Origin of the sequence: Enterobacter sp. BNK-22 (genome assembly GCF_048684805.1) — a bacterium.
In the GTDB taxonomy this organism is placed as follows: domain Bacteria; phylum Pseudomonadota; class Gammaproteobacteria; order Enterobacterales; family Enterobacteriaceae; genus Enterobacter; species Enterobacter quasiroggenkampii.
This window is the reverse complement of the sequence record NZ_JBLQTT010000001.1, coordinates 1,189,242-1,205,933: the sequence shown is the minus strand read 5'-3', so window position 1 is coordinate 1,205,933 and position 16,692 is coordinate 1,189,242. Positions and strand designations below refer to the sequence as shown.

The following is a 16,692-nucleotide window of genomic DNA, read 5'->3' as shown; positions in this document are numbered from 1 at the left end:
AATAATTGCCATAAGCTTTCATATGGAATGATATTTAATGCGTTCTGCTCTTACCGCTTTCAGACCGTTCCAGCCTGACACGCCGCTGCGAAATGCATCGACGATCTTTATCCTCACCACCTTGTTCTATTTTGTGGGCGCGGAATTACGTCTCGTGGAGGCCTTGTCGCTGTTCTGGCCACTCAATGGCGTGATGGCAGGGATCTTTGCCCGATATGTTTTCCTGAATCGCCTGCATTACTATGCGGTATCCTATGTCGCGATGCTGATGTACGACGCGGTCACGACCAGCTGGGGGATGGCCTCCGTGGTGATCAACCTGTCTAACATGGTCTTTATCGTCGTTGTGGCCGTGCTGGTTCAGCGTGACAAGCGGCTGATGAAGAAAACCCCCGATCCGCTTAACGCATTACGCCTGTTCAACTACTGTCTGATTGCCGCGCTGCTGTGCGCGTTGCTCGGCGCGGTAGGTTCGGTCGGGATTGACAGTCATACGTTCTGGCCGTTGTTCGCCGACTGGTTTAGCGAGCAGTTCTCAACCGGGGTGCTTGTTGTGCCGTGTATGCTCACGCTGGGCATGCCCGTGCGCGAATTCAGGTTGCGTCTGGAGCAACTGTTACCGGTTATTGCGCTAATTGTCTCGGTGGTCGCGTCGGTGGTGATCGGCGGAGCGGGGAGCCTCTCTTTTCCTCTGCCTGCGCTTATCTGGTGTGCGGTACGCTACCCATTGCCTGTGACCTGCTTGCTGACGTTTGTGACGGGTGCCATTGAAATTATTCTGGTTGCCAACTCGGTGATTAATATTGCCGTGGCGACGCCGTTTACCACCCCAATGATGTTTTCTGCCCGGCTGGGTATTGCCACGATGGCGATCTGTCCGGTGATGGTCTCCGTCAGCATGGCTGCCATTAATTCCCTGATCCGTCAGGTTTCCCTGCGGGCGGATTATGACTTCTTAACGCATGTTTACTCGCGTTCCGGGCTTTATGAGGCGTTAAAACACGAAGAGACGCACCGGCACTCGCGTTTTCTGACCGTCATGCTGCTGGATATCGATTACTTTAAAAGCATTAATGATAACTATGGCCACGAGTGTGGTGACCGCGTGCTGGCGTCATTTGCCAGACAGGTTCAACAGGTTGTCGGCGAAGACGGCATGGTTGCGCGAATGGGCGGGGAAGAGTTCGCGGTGGTGGTAAACTCTGGTAATTCGCAAAACGGTTATGAACTGGCGGAACGTATCAGAACCACCGTCGCCAGCCATCCTTTTACGTGGCGCCACCAGACGCTCTATCTGACGGTCAGTATTGGCCTCGGAAGCGGAAAGTCTGAGTCATGGCAGTTGACCGAGGTCTTCAACACGTTGATGGCCGAAGCGGACGATCATCTTTATCGTTCAAAAAAAGCGGGTCGAAATCGTACCAGTGCCCGGATGTCGGACGAGCAAGTTGCCGCGACCTCCGGGAGTGAAATATAGCTGCGTTAATCGTCATAAGGCATTGACGTGAATAGCAAGCGGCTTAACAGGATGTTCGAACACTGACAATGTCTCTGTTTAAGCTACGCTTTTAGTAACGCTTTACGTCAGGAGACATTATGAAAGCACCTGCAACCCCTGAAAATGAAACAGACAGACTGAACTCGCTGCGCGAATCCGGTTTGCTTGAGATAGACAGCTCCCCGGCGTTTGACCGGTTAACACGTCTTGCAAAGCGCTTCTTCCAGGTGCCGCTGGCGATGGTCAATCTGATTGATGAGCATTCACTTATTGTGAAGTCGGCCGACGGGCAGGCACCCAATTCCGTACCGCGTAACATTTCGTTTTGTGGCCATACGATCCTCACCGAAGCACCGCTGGTGGTGGGGGATATGCTGCAGGACGATCGTTTTGCGGATAATCCGCTGGTGGCCGGTGAACCTCGCGTGCGTTTTTACGCGGGCTTCCCGCTGCGCCTGCGTGACGGCGCGAGCGTGGGCTCGCTCTGCCTGATTGACTACGCGCCCAGGGAGTTTTCAGCGGCCGATCTCGCGGTGCTGGGGGATCTTGGCGCGCTGGCTGAAGATGAGTTTGCCGCTATCAGCGCGGCGACAACGGATGAATTAACGGGTTTATTCAACCGTCGGGGCTTTAATCAGCTGGTGCGGTTCACGCTTTCTGTTGCCCGGCGCCGGGCTGAGCCGCTCACGCTCGGCTGGCTGGATTTGGATCGCTTTAAGGAGATTAACGATCGCTACGGGCATGAAGAGGGTGATAAGGCGCTGAAAGTCATGGCGCAACTGATGCGTGCTTCTTTCCGTGAAGCGGATCTGCTGGTGCGTTTTGGCGGGGACGAGTTCGCCGTGCTGTTTGCGGATACCGACGAGCAGGGCGCCTGGATAGCCATGCAGTATCTCGCTGAGCAGGTGGAACACTATAACGCCCGCAAGCTGCATCCCTGGTCGCTTCAGTTCTCATGGGGGCTTAGCGAATTCGATCATAACGGCAACGACCTGCAGCAGTGGTTAAAAGATGCCGATGAAAAGATGTACGCCATGAAACAGCAGCGCCAGCGCGCCCGGTGACATAACAAAAGCCTATGTCCGATCCGCTTGCGTTAATAAGTTGTTAAATACAAAGTGAGTGTATTCAACGTAAGGAAAAACAATGAATACCTCACTGCAAATCAAAAATCTCACCCGGGAAGAGATCCTCACCCATCTTGATGCGCTGGCCGGGATCCTCGAAAACTGCGTAAACGGCGGGGCATCCGTCAGCTTTATGCTTCCTTATGGCCTGGATAAGGCCCGTATTTTCTGGCGCGGTATTGCCGAAAGCGTCGCGCGTGGCGAGCGACTGGTGCTTGCCTGCGTCGATGCGCAGGACGGAATCATCGGAACGGTGCAGCTGATCACAGATCAGCCGGAAAACCAGCCGCATCGCGCCGATGTGGCGAAGCTGCTGGTCCACGAGAAAGCGCGCCGGAAAGGGGCCGCGATGGCATTGATGGAAGCGCTGGAAGCTGAGGCCAGAGCCAGAGAGATTTCGGTGCTGGTGCTCGATACCTCCACCGGCAGCGGGGCCGAGACTTTCTACCAGCGTGCCGGCTGGCAAAAGGTTGGTGAGATCCCGCGCTATGCCCTGATGCCGGACGGTGCCATGACATCCACGTCCGTGTTTTATAAGTTCTTATAATTTTTCTGCACAACTACGCGACGTATTGATCAAAACAGGGTTTCTGGTCGTTAAGTTTTGATAAGTTATCGTACCAATCTTATCAGGCTGTATGACTAATCATAAAAGGAACCTCTTGTGAACACGCTCAACCGTCGCGATTTTCCCGGTGCTCTGTATCCCGAACGCATCATTCAGTTTGGTGAAGGCAACTTCCTGCGCGCGTTTGTCGACTGGCAAATTGACCTGTTAAACGAACATACCGATCTTAACGCCGGCGTGGTTATCGTCCGTCCGATTCAGAGCGACTTCCCGCCGTCACTGAATACACAGGACGGTCTCTATACCACGCTCATTCGCGGTCTGAATGAGAAGGGAGAGGCGGTGAGCGCGAGCCGGCTTATCCGCTCCGTTAACCGGGAAATCGACGTCTACGGCCAGTATGATGCGTTCCTGAAGCTGGCACACAATCCGGATATGCGCTTTGTTTTCTCGAATACCACCGAAGCGGGTATCAGCTACCACGAGGGTGACCGGTTCGACGATGCCCCAGCGGTGAGCTACCCGGCGAAGCTGACGCGTCTGCTGTTTGAGCGCTTTAGCCACTTCAACGGTGCGGCTGACAAGGGCTGGATCATCATTCCCTGCGAGTTGATTGACTACAACGGTGACGCACTGCGTGAACTCGTCTTGCGCTATGCGCAGGAGTGGGCGCTGCCCGCCGCCTTTATTCAGTGGCTCAATGACGCCAACAGCTTCTGCTCGACGCTGGTTGACCGTATCGTGACGGGGTATCCACGTGACGAAGCGGCTGCGCTTGAAGCTGAGCTGGGTTATCACGATGGGTTCCTGGACACGGCCGAACACTTCTATCTGTTTGTTATTCAGGGACCTGCATCCCTTGCCCGCGAACTTCGTCTGGATAAGTACCCGCTAAATGTACGGATTGTCGACGACATCAGGCCCTACAAAGAACGCAAGGTTGCCATTCTGAACGGGGCGCATACGGCGCTGGTGCCGGTCGCCTTCCAGGCCGGGCTGGATACGGTAGGCGAGGCGATGAATGATGCGGAGATCTGCGCGTTCGTCGAAAAAGCAATTTATCAGGAGATCATTCCGGTCCTCGATTTGCCGCGTAACGAGCTGGAATCTTTCGCCAGTGCGGTGACTGGGCGTTTTCGTAACCCTTACATCAGACACCAGCTGCTTTCCATTGCGCTTAACGGTATGACCAAATACCGTACCCGCATCCTGCCGCAGCTGCTGGCAGGGCAGAAGGCAACGGGGCAATTACCGGCACGTCTGACGTTTGCCTTAGCCGCGTTGATCGCGTTCTACCGCGCGGAGCGTGACGGGGAGAGCTATCCGGTGCAGGATGATGCGTGCTGGCTGGAAAGCTATCAGCAGCTCTGGGCGCAGCACCGCGATCGGCAGTTGAGCACCCGTGAGCTGGTACAGTCCGTGCTCAGCGCACGCGAACACTGGGAGCAGGACTTGACGCAGGTGAGTGGGCTTGTCGACCAGGTCACGCTGGACCTGGATGCCATTCTGCTGAAGGGCATGCGCGCTGCGGTTAAACCGCTTTGCTAATGCGTTCACCCGGCTTCGGCCGGGTTTGAATACGATCTGTTTAGTTACAACATACTATTGGCTTTGTTTTTAAAAAGCACATGCAGCACTGTGCGGATTTCGCTAATCAGGGGAGAAAATGCAATGTCCCGTTAACAAGCTTGCAACGGTGACGGGGATCTCGTTTAATAGCCTCGCTCTTTTCTTTCCTGAAACTCACTATGATCGTTCGTCCTAAACAGCACTGGCTACAACTGATTTTTGTCTGGCACGGTTCGGTACTGCCTAAGATCTATACCCGATTGCTGCTCAATTTCCTGCTTTCTATTGCCGTTATCCTGATGTTGCCGTGGTATACCTCGCTGGGCATCAAATTTACCGTGGCGCCATTCAGCATTCTCGGCGTGGCGATCGCTATCTTTTTGGGTTTTCGAAACAACGCCTGTTATTCACGCTACGTTGAGGCTCGCCTGCTCTGGGGGCAGTTGATGATAGCGGCACGCTCGCTGTTTCGCGAGGTAAAAAACACCCTGCCTGACGATAAACACCTCGGCGAATTCGTGCGACTGCAGATTGCTTTTGCCAACTGCCTGCGGATGACCCTGCGCCGGGAGCTGAACGCAGATCAACTCTCTCGCTATCTTTCTCCGGATGATTTACGTCAGGTGATGAAGGCCAGTGCGCCCGCGAACCGTATTTTACTGATCATGGGGGAGTGGCTGGCCGTGCGGCGACGTAACGGGCAACTCTCAGACATCCTGTTTCACAGTCTGAATAACCGTCTGAACGATATGTCCATCGTCCTGTCCGGCTGCGAGCGCATTGCGACCACGCCGGTACCGTTTGCCTACACGCTGATTTTGCACCGTACGGTCTATCTGTTCTGCATTATGCTGCCGTTTGCGCTGGTTGTGGATCTGCACTACATGACGCCCTTTGTCTCGGCGCTGATTTCATACACCTTTATCTCGCTGGACACCCTGGCGGAAGAGCTGGAAGACCCGTTTGGCACCGAAGATAACGACCTGCCGCTGGACGCCATCTGCAACATGATGGAACGCGATCTGCTGCAGATGAACGACGAAGAGAATATTCCGGAAAGGCTGGTGCCGGATAAGCACTATCAGCTGACCTGACGGGCGTTCCACTCGTCGCGGGTGATCTCCCACAGCTCGGAGTCCAGCATCCCGCTGACGTAGGCTTTCTTCTCCGTCCTGATAAGCCGCATGCCGCTACTGTCTGAAATACGACGGGAGCGGCTGTTAGCAGCGGCCTTCGGTGCCCGCAAAACGGATTTGTTTAGCGTGTTGAACCAGTAATCCGTCGCGGCAATGCTGGCTTCGCGCATAAATCCCTGACCCTGGAACTCCGGCGCGAGCCAGAACCCGCGGTTGTTATCCTCGACGTCGTACAGGCAAATAATGCCCATCAATTCATCCGGCACCTCACGTCGCCGGATGCTCCAGAACCAGGCAATCCCTTTCGCCATATCCGGCAGCGCCACGTTGTTGACATAGTTTTCCGCGCCGTTATCCGGATAGGGCCAGGGCACGGAAGAGACCATATAGCGGACGATCTCCCAGCGTGGATACAGCGTTTGTATCTGGACGGCATCTTCCGCAACCAGCGGTTTCAGCAGTAAACGTTCTGTCGTGATCGTCGGTATCGTCATGCGCGGATCTCCCTATTTAGGCGTTATGCTTTTGTTTGCGTTCTGGTATTTTCATCTCAATAGCACTCTATCTCAGCAAGCTCACTTTTCCATCCTACTATCATTTGCAGAGGTCACTATGGCATTGAGACGAGCCCATCCGCAGGAAGCCGAAGTACTCTGGGACATTCGCAACCAGGCGATTCGTCACGGCTGTAAAACCAGTTACGACGCAGAGGTCATTGCGCGTTGGACGCCTGATCTGATGCCCGAACGCTATCGGCAGATGGTCATTGAATACCCTTTTTACGTGATTGAAGATGAAAAGGGCGATGTTGCGGCAAGCGGCTATCTCGATCTGGATACCCATTGCCTGGAGGCGATTTTCACCTTGCCCGCAGCCTTCGGTAAAGGCATGGCGACCCGGATTATTGAGGCACTCAAACACGAGGCCCGCAGCCGGGGGATAACCCGCCTGACGCTCGATGCGACGCCTAACGCCCAGTCGTTTTATCATAAGCTTGGGTTTGTTACGCTGAGAGAACATAATCATCATTCGCGTATGGCGGGGGCTGATTTACGCTGTTTTGAAATGGCAATTGACCTGTAATGTGAGGAAAACATGGCAGTTACGGTAAGACCTTTACGCGCAGAGGATTATTCCCAATGGCGACCGTTGTGGGAGGGTTACACCCATTTTTATGATTGCTTCCTCGAGGAATCCGTCACCGCAGCGACGTGGGAAAGGGCGCTCTCAGCGCATTCATCGATGTTCTGCCGGGTCGTGGAGAAGGACAAAAAGGTCATCGGTTTCGCAATGTGTGTTCTGCATGAAGGCACCTGGTCAACCGCGCCCATCTGCTACCTAGAAGATCTGTTTGTTGATGCTGCCGAACGCGGGGCGGGAGCCGGTAAGGCGCTCATTGACGCGCTGATTGACGAAGGCAAGCGCGAAGGGTGGTCGAAACTGTACTGGGTCACCCGGGAAAACAACCCGGCGCGTAAACTCTATGACAAATATGGTGAAGCTGACGATTACGTCCGCTATCGTCTCTCCCTCTAAAACTTCAGCGCCTGTGTTTGTATCACACTGTATCAGCGTCCCGGATACATACACAGGCTTGCAATAAACCCGCTTTCGCACATATCCGCTATACATTGAGGTGTTGTGATATCCCCGTGAATTGTACTCAACCGGAGATACCAACATGTTCAGCAAACTTGCTTACTCAACCCTCGCACTGACCGTTTCGCTTGGCACCGTGATGTCCTGTCAGGCCGAAGTCACCGGCACAAACGTCGCCGCAGCCTTTGATCATCCTCAGCAAATTAACGCCGGCGATCTGAATGTCGGTTATGTCGACATTGGCCCGAAAGACGGTCAGCCGGTTATTTTACTGCATGGCTGGCCCTACGATATTCACAGCTATGCCGAGGTTGCACCCGCACTGGCGGCAAAAGGGTACCGGGTCATTGTGCCGTCTCTGCGCGGCTACGGTACCACGCGCTTCCTGTCAGCAAACACACCGCGCAATGGCCAGCCCTCGGCGATGGCGAAAGATATCGTTAATCTGATGGATGCCCTGAATATCAGGCAGGCGGTATTTGCAGGATATGACTGGGGCGCCCGGACGGCGGATATCGTCGCGGCGCTGTGGCCTGAGCGCGTAAAATCACTGGTGTCGGTGAGCGGGTATCTCATCAGCAGCCAGCAGATTGGCAAACAGCCGCTGCCGCCAAAAGCAGAGCAGCAGTGGTGGTATCAGTTCTATTTCGCCACCGCGCGCGGTGCTGAAGGCTATGCCAAAAACACGCATGACTTTGCGCGCTTAATCTGGTCGCAGGCCTCGCCTGACTGGAAATTTAGCGATGCGGTCTTTAACGCCAGCGCCAAATCCCTCGATAATCCGGACCACGTCGCGGTGACGCTCAGTAATTATCGCTGGCGTTTAGGGCTGGAAAAAGGCGAGCGTAAATACGACCGCTACGAGCAAAAACTGGCCACGCTGCCAAATATCACCGTCCCAACGATCACCATCGAAGGCGGCAACAACGGCGCGCCGCATCCGGCACCGCAGGCCTATGCAGCTAAATTTACCGGCAAATATGAGCACCGCACCTTCGGCGCAACCGTGGGGCATAACCCGCCTCAGGAAGATCCACAGGATTTCGTCAAGGCAGTTATCGACGCGGATAAGCTGTGAAATGTGCTATTTTCAGTACGTTACCCTTCGGTCTGGAGAGTTCGGTGGAACATATTGACCACATCCTTGTCGTCGATGACGACAAGGATATTCGTGAACTGATTGTCGATTATCTCGGTAAGTCTGGCTATCGCGCGACGGGCGCGGCCAACGGCAAAGAGATGCGTAGCGTACTGGATAAACAGCATATCGACCTGGTGGTGCTGGACGTCATGATGCCTGGCGATGACGGTCTCACGCTATGCCGGCAGCTACGCAGCGGCAAACATAAAGATCTGCCCATCCTGATGCTGACGGCGCGCAATGAGGAGACGGACAGGATCCTGGGTCTGGAGATGGGGGCGGATGACTACGTGGTGAAGCCGTTTGTCGCCCGTGAGCTTCTGGCACGCATCAAAGCGATTTTACGGCGTTTTCGCACGATGCCGCCCAATTTACAGGTGACAGAAGCAGGGCGGCTGGTGATGTTCGGTGAATGGCAGCTCGATACCGTTGCTCGCCACTTAATCGACCCGGAAGGGGTGATTGTGGCACTCAGTGGGGCGGAGTATCGTCTGCTGCGCGTTTTCCTGGACCATCCGCAACGCGTGCTGACCCGTGACCAATTGCTCAATCTGACGCAGGGTCGTGACGCCGAACTGTTTGAACGTTCTGTCGATCTGCTGGTAAGCCGGGTTCGCCAGCGTCTCAATGAAGATGCCCGCACGCCCGCCTATATCAAAACCGTGCGCAGCGAAGGTTACGTCTTTACGATGCCGGTGACCATCAAAGAGGTTAACGAATGACGCTCTGGCCACGCTCTCTGCTGGCCCGTTTGCTGATCGTCGTACTGTCCGGTTTGCTGCTGGCTAACGCCCTGAGCCTGACGCTGGTCATGACTGAACGCATGCACAGCGCGCGCACGGTGATGCTCGGTAATCTGGAAAACGATGTCGCAACCAGCGTCGCCATTTTAGACCGCTTACCGGCCAGCGAACGCGCCGCCTGGCTGCCTCGGCTTGAACGAGGTAACTATCGTTATATTCTGGGCACAGGAGAACCCGGCGCAGCGCCGACGGATAAGCGTTCGCAAGATGCCATCCGAACCTTAAAAGCGACGCTTGCCGCGCATTACCCGCTTAGCTTTACCGCGGTTCCCGGCGCCATTTCGCATATTCAGGCCCATCTTACATTACGCGATGGCGCGCCGCTGACCATTGACCTGATCCCGCGCATGCCGCCCGTCGCCAGCTGGCTCCCGATCGTTCTCGTCCTGCAGTTGCTGGTTCTGGCCGTCTGCGCCTGGGTCGCCGTGCGGCAGGTGGTACGGCCTTTTTCACATTTTACCCGCGCGGTGGATGCGCTGGATCCGGCGGCCAGTACGCCAATGACGGAAAAAGGGCCGCTTGAGGTGCAGCGGGCAGCGCATGCCTTCAACGCCATGCAGGCGCGCATTCAGTCTTATCTCCGGGAACGCGCGCAGATCCTGGCCTCGATTTCCCACGATCTCCAGACGCCCATTACTCGCATGAAGCTGCGTGTCGAAATGGCCGGGGAGCCGGAACTACGCGACAAGCTCCTCAATGATCTTGATAGTATGTCTCGTCTGGTGCGGGAGGGTATCGCATATGCCCGGTCATCAGAATCACTGGAAGAAACGTCGCTTAAGCTGGAGCTGAACGCCTGGGTCAACAGCATCGCCAGCGATTATCAGGACATTGGTAAAAACGTGCAGTTTCAGGCAAGCGAAACCCGCCTGCCCATCATTACGCGTCCACAGGCGCTTCGTAGAGTGATGACTAACCTGCTGGATAATGCGCTGAAATTCGGCGGCGGTGCCGTTATTGCCATTGATATTTCGTCTGCCGAAGAGGTGGTGATTCACATTGTGGACGACGGGCCGGGAATACCCGAAGCCGAACTGGAGGCGGTTCTGCAGCCGTTTTATCGGGTTGAAACCTCGCGTAATCGCGATACCGGCGGGACAGGTCTCGGCCTGGCGATTGCCGCGCAGCTGACCGCACAGCTGGACGGCAAACTCAGGCTGGCGAACCGCGCCGGAGGCGGACTGGATATCGCCATTACGCTACCGCGTCGTTCGTAAAATTGTACGGCTTTGTATCTCCTGGCCTGGGTGATACAGAGCCAGACAAAAACCGCGCGTTTACACATATCCTGAACACATCAGGACGATGAAATAGCCTCACTGCAGTGTCGCAGGACGTGTAATGTGAGGTCATGATGTTTCTGTTAATCGCTTTTCTGGGCGGGATGATAAGCCTGCTCAGCCCATGTACGCTCCCGGTTATTCCACTCCTGTTTGCCGGTTTTCAAGGACAACGACGACATATTTTGGCCCTGCTCGCAGGGATGGTCGTGATGTTCACCCTGGTGGCGATGGTCGTCACCGTCGCCAGCGAGTGGATAACAGAGACGACCATTGTCGGGCGCTGGATCGCGCTCGTCATTCTGGCCACCGCCGCGCTGGCCTTAATTTTCCCGTCTTTCGCCCAGCGTATTGCCGGTCCGGCCGTCAGCGCGGGAAATGTCCTCAACACCCGAAGCGGGCAAACGCGCGGAATGGCATCGGCTTTTTTGGCCGGGCTTGCGGTAGGACTGCTCTGGTCTCCCTGCGCGGGCCCCATCCTGGGAGCGATCTTCAGCATTAACATTGCGGGGCATTCCGCCATTACTACCGGCGCACTGCTGGCTGCCTATGGCAGCGGATGCGCGCTGATGCTGGGATTACTCGTCACTGGAGGCCGCACGCTAATGACCCCGCTGAGAGCAAAATCGGCACTCATGGCGAAGCTGCGTCAGGGGGCGGGGGTGGCGATGTTAGCGGCAGTCGTCCTGAATGCGACGGGGATGACCTCGTTGCTGAAAGGCGCTAACGGCGTCGCAGACCATCTTGAGACCGCGCTCTTAAACGTGGCAAAACCCACAACCGCGACGGTGAAGCTCCAGCCGGTGGCAATCGCTGAGCCCAGCACCCAGCTGCCTTCGCTAAGTGGTGGAACAGGATGGATTAACGGTGACACTGTCACGTCTGAATCCTTGCGAGGGAAGGTTGTTCTGATTGATTTCTGGACCTGGGACTGCATTAATTGCCAGCATACGCTCCCACATGTGCGGGAGTGGGCTACAAAGTATCAATCGCAGGGTCTGGTGGTGATTGGGGTTCACACCCCGGAATACCCCTGGGAAAAACCGCTTTCGTCGGTTAAAAATGCGGTGAAAAAGTGGCAACTGCCGTATCGGGTCGTGACGGATAACAACTATCAAATCTGGAATGCGTTCGGCAACCAGTACTGGCCAGCGCATTACTACTTTGATGCCAAAGGGCAGCTGCGCTATACCGCCTTTGGCGAGGGGGATTATGCGCAGCAGGAAAAGGTTATCCAGCAGTTGCTCAAAGAAGCCCGCCTGTAATCGGATCAGGGCTGGCGCTGAGCCACGATAAACAACCGAGGAAAAGCCAGCAGTATCTGCCCGTTTTCCTGAAGCGGATACTGCTCTTCCAGCAGTTCATGGTAGCGTTTCAGGAAACGTTTCTGTTCGCTCTCATTCAGTTCCTGGAGCCAGGGCCGCAGGCCGGTGGCGCTTACCCAGTCAATAATGGCCTGATGAGAGCTCATTTTGTGATAATAGGTTGTCCGCCAGATATCCACCTCACAGCCAGCCTCCGACAGAATATCGTAATAAGCATGTACGCCCGGCAGAGGTTCGCGGCCCCGGTCTGGGTACTCTTGCTCCAGCGCCACTTCACGCATCGCCACATGAGTAGGTTCCAGCCAGTTGTCGGGCATCTGGATCGCCAGCACGCCATTTAACTTAAGCAGGGAGACAAGATGCGGCAGGAGATCGTAATGGTCCGGAACCCATTGCAGTGACGCGTTGGCATAAATCAGGCTCAGCGGCTGACCAGGCTTGTACTGCCGGATATCGGCCTCAACAAAGTGGCAGTCAGGTAAGGCGGCGCGTGCTTCCTCGAGCATAGCAGGGGAGTTATCAACCCCGGTGATGTGCGCAGAAGGCCAGCGATGCTTCAACAGCGCCGTGCTGTTGCCTGGACCGCAGCCCAGATCGGCGATAGTCGCAGCCTCATCCAGAGGAATTCTGGCGAGCAATTCGGCGGCTGGACGCGTTCTTTCTGCGCCAAATTGCAGGTAAAGAGAAGGGTTCCAGTCGGCCATCATCAATTCTCCGTCTTACATGATTCAGCAAGAATAGCACAGGCAGATGTCTGTAAAGCGGTACCGACGAGGGTTTTGGGCAGATGAAATCAGCAGAGTCAGTAAAACGAAGGGAAGGTAGAAAAAATAATCAAAACGGAAATATTACCCCTTAAAAGATTAAGGGGCAATGTTTTTATTGTAATTATTTTGTGATTATTGTTTTTTAATATTTTATCGGCAAAGTGCTTCTTATGCTCTGTACCCGAAACTTTAAATATTAGATAATCATCGATGGGTATATCCCTGGTGTTTCGTAGGTCTTTGACCTCCTGACCGCTTAGTTTTGCGAGAACTTCGTGGTCAGGTACTTTTTAAGTATAGGGAATATGCGGCACAATGAAAGCTGTCCTTAAAGACAGGTGATAATAGTTTCAGGTGTTATTATCAGGAACAAGAGCATGAATTCTGTCATTGAATTTTTTTTACACGACTACGATGATTTACCACCAGCATTAGCACACGAACTCTACCGACTCAGAAGAAAAACTTTTCGGGACCGACTCGACTGGAAAGTGGAATGCATCGAAGGTATGGAAAAGGATCAGTTTGATTCCCATAACACGACATACTTGCTGGGGATGTATGATGGACAGCTGTTATGCGGCGCGCGATTTATTAACGCAACGCAGCCGACAATGATAAGCGAGATCTTTCACAACTATTTCGATAATCCCATTGTTTTTCCAGCAGATGTTCCCTGTTGTGAAGTGAGTCGCTTATTTTTAGATAAAGAAACACGAGACTCTGCAAGTCTGCAGGGCGTGCCCGCCAGTAAAGCATTGTTTCTTGCAATGAATATTTATTGCCTAAAGAAAAAATATCACGGGATGTACGCAGTAGCCAGTCGTGGTATGTATGCCATATTTCGCCATGCAAACTGGAAAGTTGAAGTAATTCAGCGCGGTGTCTCTGAAAAAGGGGAGGTTATTTATTATATTTATATGCCTGCCAGCCCCAGCATTATTGAAGACATTATTAGCAAAGATAAATCCAGTCACTGGCTTCGCGAAATGCTCGAGCATTTACGCCATTTATAACCAGTGGCTGAGGCTCAGTCCTCCAGTAACCGGAGTTCCGTCCCAAGTTTTATTGCGTGTCTGGCATTATTTACACCGAGTTTTTTCATTATATTGCCCATGTGAAATTTAACGGTGCGCTCGGCAATAGACAAAATAACCGCAATTTCTGCGTACGTTTTCCCGGCGCTGACCCATTTAAGGATTTGGCGCTCGCGTGGTGATAAGAAAACATTCTTTTTCTGCTGATGCTGACTATAAAGATTGAGTGTCTTCTGATGTAACTGAACAAGGAAGCGTAGAAATTGCGGTCGATATTTCTCTATGTCAATGCCAGAATGCTTAGGACTGATGACGGATAAGACCACAAGATTATTCAGATAGTCATGCAGAGGAAAGGTCTGTCCCTGGTAAATATCATACTGGACACTTTCGTCGAAAATGCGTGTCAGGTTGTAACCATCCGACAGGACGACGTCACTTTCCCAGAAAAAATCGTCAACACAGCGCAAAGCCCGAATAATGACAGGGTCAATGAACTGATATTTTCTTTCAAGGTAGATATTAAACCACTCGGGGCTATTATTGAGTATCCTCATCTGTGAAGGATCTTTCTTGTTCATAATAGCGTAGGCGAAGACGATCCCTTTGAAATCCTCAAAAAACGCGTCCAGCTCACTCTGAATTTGCGTGTTGATCGTTATGTCGTTGTAATATGTATCCTTCACGTGAGTTGCTGCCTCCTGTTCGAGTGGAGGACCAAGTATAATATGCTTCGTTATCTGTAGCGAGTCGCATTTTAATCCAGACAACCGATAAGACAGGCTACCTCAGCAGGCAGCCTCGTGAACGTTTGGCATTTTTGAATGATAAATGCAGGTGACTGAGGGAATAGTTGATGATTTTATCGAATTTCGAAATCGTTCACTAAATATAGTAGGCTGCAAAATTTAGGAGGTTTTCCGCTTTTCATCCGGGTAGCGCACAAGCGTACCGATTTCATGTGCCTTCAAATCAGGATGTAAACCAGTAGGTTACAGAATACCTTTCAGGGCAACATGATAAAGCAGCATGATGGTCTTACCGTCGACAATCTTGCCCGTTTCAATGCTGCGTAAAGCCTCTTCAAGCGTCATTTCCAGCACATCGATATCTTCCCCCTCGGCCTTGATCCCACCGCCTGCGCCGGTTCTGTCATCTGGCTGGTACTCTGCAAGATAAAAATAGAGTTTTTCCGTGACGGAGCCTGGGCTCATGTAGGCTTCAAAGATTTTCTGCACGCGCGAAACGTGAAAGCCGGTCTCTTCTTCTGCTTCTGCTTTTATGCGGCTTTCGGGATCCATGTTGTCCAGCAATCCCGCGGCAGCTTCAATTAAATCGTCCTGGTGGCCGTTGATAAAGACAGGGAAGCGGAACTGACGCGTCAGGATCACCGTCTTTTTCTCACGGTTATAGAGAAGAATCGTCGCGCCGTTGCCACGGTCATAGACTTCCCGATGCTGCCGTTGCCATTCACCATCACGTCGCTGGAGGTCAAATGTATATTTTTTAAGGATGTACCAGTTGTCAGAAAGGGTTTCACTGTCGATGATGCGCACATCTGCACGTTTTGATTGCACGATTGTTCCTCCTTACGTAGAGTAATGATCATAAACAGCAATATCATGCATGTTCAAGATAAAACATGCAACATCAGGAATTCATGATGCTCACCAGTCAGCGAAAACAATTGATCCTTGAAAAGCTGGATGCCGAAGGCCAGGTCCAGTCAAAAGCGCTCAGCATTCTCTTTGACGTCTCTGAAGATACCATCCGGCGCGATCTGCGTGAGCTGGCGGCAGAAGGGCGTTTGCAGCGTGTTCATGGCGGCGCGCTGCCGTCATCTTCCGCTATAGCTCCGTTTGCAGAACGGCAATCCGTGAAGATGGATGCGAAAAAAAGGGTGGCCCGGAAAGGAGCACAGCTGATTTCATCAGGCCAGGTGGTGATTGTCGACGGTGGCACGACTACCTCGGAGCTGATTACATTTTTCCCTCCTGACTTACGCATCACCGTGGTGACGCACAGCCCAAGTATTGCTCTGGGGCTCGTTGATCATCCTTCCATTGAGGTGATTTTAATCGGCGGACGCTTGTATAAACACTCGATTGTTGCGGTCGGTGCTGCGGCCATCGAAGGCATAGAGAATATACATGCAGACCTGTTCTTTATGGGGGTGACCGGTATTCATCCCGATGCGGGGCTGACAACCGGTGATTTCGAAGAGGCATGCATCAAACGTGCATTTTCCGGCAGAGCCGCGGAAACGGTCGTTCTGGCGTCTCCGGAAAAGATCAACACCGCGTCGTCGTTTGTGATTGGCGATGTATCTTCAGTGAATACCATCGTTGTTGAAGACGGTACGGATAAGGAGTGGATCCGCGCGGTATCAGAAAAGGGGGTATCCGTCGTGCTGACCTCAGATCGTGACCGCCTCTGACAGCCAGCCTTTAACGTTAGGCTGGCTGGCGTCATGGCTTACGCTTCTGGAATGTTCTCAAGCGCGGTATACACGCTGAGACCATATTTTCTGGCTACCTCAATGTCCATATCGGCACCTTTAGACGCACCGGCAATACGATAAATCGCATCGCATTTTGCGATGAGCCGGTGAGCAATGGGGTACAGCATCGCTTCGCTGATTTCATCACCCACCGTTTTTGAGCCTGCGGCTTTTGCCAGCGGCAAAGCAAGCCATTCACCAATGACCGGGATGTGGCCACGCTGGTAAACGGCTAATGCTGCGTTTTCGAGACGCGCCAGATTCTCATCAATTCGCGCCTGAACACCATCGGTTCCGCTGCGATAGGGACCGGCAATTAAAATCAACTGTTGTGTCATTAAT

18 protein-coding genes are annotated in these 16,692 nt (G+C 53.3%); 13 read left to right on the top strand and 5 right to left on the bottom strand.

Features of this window, described 5'->3' with window-relative positions; genetic code table 11:
* The first annotated feature begins 37 nt into the window (after window positions 1-37).
* The 5 genes from ACMGGE_RS05525 (at window position 38) to ACMGGE_RS05505 (ending at window position 5,856) form a co-directional block, all read left to right on the top strand.
* Window positions 38-1,477, top strand: coding sequence for a GGDEF domain-containing protein (locus ACMGGE_RS05525; RefSeq protein WP_045910539.1), 1,440 nt, complete (start codon window positions 38-40; stop codon window positions 1,475-1,477).
* A gap of 119 nt (window positions 1,478-1,596) precedes the next feature.
* Window positions 1,597-2,562: a sensor domain-containing diguanylate cyclase gene (locus ACMGGE_RS05520; protein WP_045910540.1), complete on the top strand. Its 966-nt coding sequence runs from the start codon at window positions 1,597-1,599 to the stop codon at window positions 2,560-2,562.
* A gap of 82 nt (window positions 2,563-2,644) precedes the next feature.
* On the top strand, window positions 2,645-3,172 hold the full coding sequence (locus tag ACMGGE_RS05515) for a GNAT family N-acetyltransferase (protein WP_196346330.1): 528 nt from the start codon (window positions 2,645-2,647) through the stop codon (window positions 3,170-3,172).
* Between the two features lie 117 nt (window positions 3,173-3,289).
* Complete coding sequence (locus tag ACMGGE_RS05510) at window positions 3,290-4,741, top strand: tagaturonate reductase (protein ID WP_196352262.1); 1,452 nt, start codon at window positions 3,290-3,292, stop codon at window positions 4,739-4,741.
* A gap of 200 nt (window positions 4,742-4,941) precedes the next feature.
* Complete coding sequence (locus ACMGGE_RS05505; protein WP_045910543.1) at window positions 4,942-5,856, top strand: bestrophin family protein; 915 nt, start codon at window positions 4,942-4,944, stop codon at window positions 5,854-5,856.
* On the opposite strand, the gene ACMGGE_RS05500 is transcribed toward ACMGGE_RS05505, so the two are convergent.
* Complete coding sequence (locus ACMGGE_RS05500) at window positions 5,844-6,392, bottom strand: GNAT family N-acetyltransferase (protein ID WP_420293487.1); 549 nt, start codon at window positions 6,390-6,392, stop codon at window positions 5,844-5,846. The two genes, ACMGGE_RS05505 and ACMGGE_RS05500, sit on opposite strands and share 13 nt — an antisense overlap.
* 118 nt (window positions 6,393-6,510) lie before the next feature.
* Here ACMGGE_RS05500 and ACMGGE_RS05495 point away from each other — a divergent pair, with 118 nt between their 5' ends.
* The 6 genes from ACMGGE_RS05495 (at window position 6,511) to ACMGGE_RS05470 (ending at window position 11,986) form a co-directional block, all read left to right on the top strand.
* Window positions 6,511-6,981, top strand: coding sequence for a GNAT family N-acetyltransferase (locus ACMGGE_RS05495; RefSeq protein ID WP_420293486.1), 471 nt, complete (start codon window positions 6,511-6,513; stop codon window positions 6,979-6,981).
* A 12-nt stretch (window positions 6,982-6,993) separates the two neighbouring features.
* Window positions 6,994-7,434, top strand: coding sequence for a GNAT family N-acetyltransferase (locus tag ACMGGE_RS05490; protein ID WP_420293485.1), 441 nt, complete (start codon window positions 6,994-6,996; stop codon window positions 7,432-7,434).
* Between the two features lie 145 nt (window positions 7,435-7,579).
* On the top strand, window positions 7,580-8,575 hold the full coding sequence (locus tag ACMGGE_RS05485) for an alpha/beta fold hydrolase (RefSeq protein ID WP_063621625.1): 996 nt from the start codon (window positions 7,580-7,582) through the stop codon (window positions 8,573-8,575).
* 44 nt (window positions 8,576-8,619) lie between these two features.
* Window positions 8,620-9,360 carry a response regulator gene (locus tag ACMGGE_RS05480; protein ID WP_420294178.1) on the top strand — a complete coding sequence of 247 codons (741 nt, stop codon included), beginning with the start codon at window positions 8,620-8,622 and terminating at the stop codon, window positions 9,358-9,360.
* Window positions 9,357-10,658 carry an ATP-binding protein gene (locus tag ACMGGE_RS05475; protein WP_420293484.1) on the top strand — a complete coding sequence of 434 codons (1,302 nt, stop codon included), beginning with the start codon at window positions 9,357-9,359 and terminating at the stop codon, window positions 10,656-10,658. Before ACMGGE_RS05480 ends, ACMGGE_RS05475 begins: the two co-directional genes overlap by 4 nt.
* A 137-nt stretch (window positions 10,659-10,795) precedes the next feature.
* Window positions 10,796-11,986 (top strand): cytochrome c biogenesis protein/redoxin, encoded by a 1,191-nt coding sequence (locus tag ACMGGE_RS05470; protein ID WP_420294177.1) that lies wholly within the window; start codon window positions 10,796-10,798, stop codon window positions 11,984-11,986.
* Between the two features lie 5 nt (window positions 11,987-11,991).
* Here ACMGGE_RS05470 and tam read toward each other — a convergent pair whose 3' ends face one another.
* A complete protein-coding gene (gene tam, locus ACMGGE_RS05465; protein WP_063621942.1) occupies window positions 11,992-12,750 on the bottom strand; it encodes a trans-aconitate 2-methyltransferase in 759 nt (252 codons plus the stop codon).
* A 440-nt stretch (window positions 12,751-13,190) separates the two neighbouring features.
* On the opposite strand from tam, the gene ACMGGE_RS05460 reads away from it, so the two are divergent.
* The gene (locus ACMGGE_RS05460) at window positions 13,191-13,829 is read left to right on the top strand and encodes an acyl-homoserine-lactone synthase (RefSeq protein WP_048223222.1); all 639 of its coding nucleotides are present in this window, start codon (window positions 13,191-13,193) and stop codon (window positions 13,827-13,829) included.
* A gap of 14 nt (window positions 13,830-13,843) precedes the next feature.
* On the opposite strand, the gene ACMGGE_RS05455 is transcribed toward ACMGGE_RS05460, so the two are convergent.
* Together ACMGGE_RS05455 and ACMGGE_RS05450 are read right to left on the bottom strand one after the other, a co-directional pair.
* On the bottom strand, window positions 13,844-14,536 hold the full coding sequence (locus tag ACMGGE_RS05455; protein ID WP_048030459.1) for a helix-turn-helix transcriptional regulator: 693 nt from the start codon (window positions 14,534-14,536) through the stop codon (window positions 13,844-13,846).
* Between the two features lie 306 nt (window positions 14,537-14,842).
* The gene (locus ACMGGE_RS05450) at window positions 14,843-15,427 is read right to left on the bottom strand and encodes an NUDIX domain-containing protein (RefSeq protein WP_045910554.1); all 585 of its coding nucleotides are present in this window, start codon (window positions 15,425-15,427) and stop codon (window positions 14,843-14,845) included.
* 86 nt (window positions 15,428-15,513) lie between these two features.
* On the opposite strand from ACMGGE_RS05450, the gene ACMGGE_RS05445 reads away from it, so the two are divergent.
* Window positions 15,514-16,287: a DeoR/GlpR family DNA-binding transcription regulator gene (locus tag ACMGGE_RS05445; RefSeq protein WP_420294176.1), complete on the top strand. Its 774-nt coding sequence runs from the start codon at window positions 15,514-15,516 to the stop codon at window positions 16,285-16,287.
* Between the two features lie 38 nt (window positions 16,288-16,325).
* Here the strand turns inward: ACMGGE_RS05445 and ACMGGE_RS05440 are convergent, their stop codons facing one another.
* Window positions 16,326-16,688 (bottom strand): NUDIX hydrolase, encoded by a 363-nt coding sequence (locus tag ACMGGE_RS05440; protein ID WP_420293483.1) that lies wholly within the window; start codon window positions 16,686-16,688, stop codon window positions 16,326-16,328.
* Window positions 16,689-16,692: the final 4 nt, after the last annotated feature.

Bases quoted from the DNA above. Each gene is read 5' to 3' on its own strand.
- ACMGGE_RS05445 (WP_420294176.1), top strand. From the start codon at position 15,514: ATGCTCACCAGTCAGCGAAAACAATTGATCCTTGAAAAGCTGGATGCC.
- ACMGGE_RS05525 (WP_045910539.1), top strand. From the start codon at position 38: ATGCGTTCTGCTCTTACCGCTTTCAGACCGTTCCAGCCTGACACGCCG.
- ACMGGE_RS05515 (WP_196346330.1), top strand. From the start codon at position 2,645: ATGAATACCTCACTGCAAATCAAAAATCTCACCCGGGAAGAGATCCTC.
- ACMGGE_RS05470 (WP_420294177.1), top strand. From the start codon at position 10,796: ATGTTTCTGTTAATCGCTTTTCTGGGCGGGATGATAAGCCTGCTCAGC.
- ACMGGE_RS05505 (WP_045910543.1), top strand. From the start codon at position 4,942: ATGATCGTTCGTCCTAAACAGCACTGGCTACAACTGATTTTTGTCTGG.
- ACMGGE_RS05460 (WP_048223222.1), top strand. From the start codon at position 13,191: ATGAATTCTGTCATTGAATTTTTTTTACACGACTACGATGATTTACCA.
- ACMGGE_RS05520 (WP_045910540.1), top strand. From the start codon at position 1,597: ATGAAAGCACCTGCAACCCCTGAAAATGAAACAGACAGACTGAACTCG.
- ACMGGE_RS05440 (WP_420293483.1), bottom strand. From the start codon at position 16,688: ATGACACAACAGTTGATTTTAATTGCCGGTCCCTATCGCAGCGGAACC.
- ACMGGE_RS05495 (WP_420293486.1), top strand. From the start codon at position 6,511: ATGGCATTGAGACGAGCCCATCCGCAGGAAGCCGAAGTACTCTGGGAC.
- ACMGGE_RS05475 (WP_420293484.1), top strand. From the start codon at position 9,357: ATGACGCTCTGGCCACGCTCTCTGCTGGCCCGTTTGCTGATCGTCGTA.
- ACMGGE_RS05485 (WP_063621625.1), top strand. From the start codon at position 7,580: ATGTTCAGCAAACTTGCTTACTCAACCCTCGCACTGACCGTTTCGCTT.
- tam (WP_063621942.1), bottom strand. From the start codon at position 12,750: ATGGCCGACTGGAACCCTTCTCTTTACCTGCAATTTGGCGCAGAAAGA.
- ACMGGE_RS05490 (WP_420293485.1), top strand. From the start codon at position 6,994: ATGGCAGTTACGGTAAGACCTTTACGCGCAGAGGATTATTCCCAATGG.
- ACMGGE_RS05500 (WP_420293487.1), bottom strand. From the start codon at position 6,392: ATGACGATACCGACGATCACGACAGAACGTTTACTGCTGAAACCGCTG.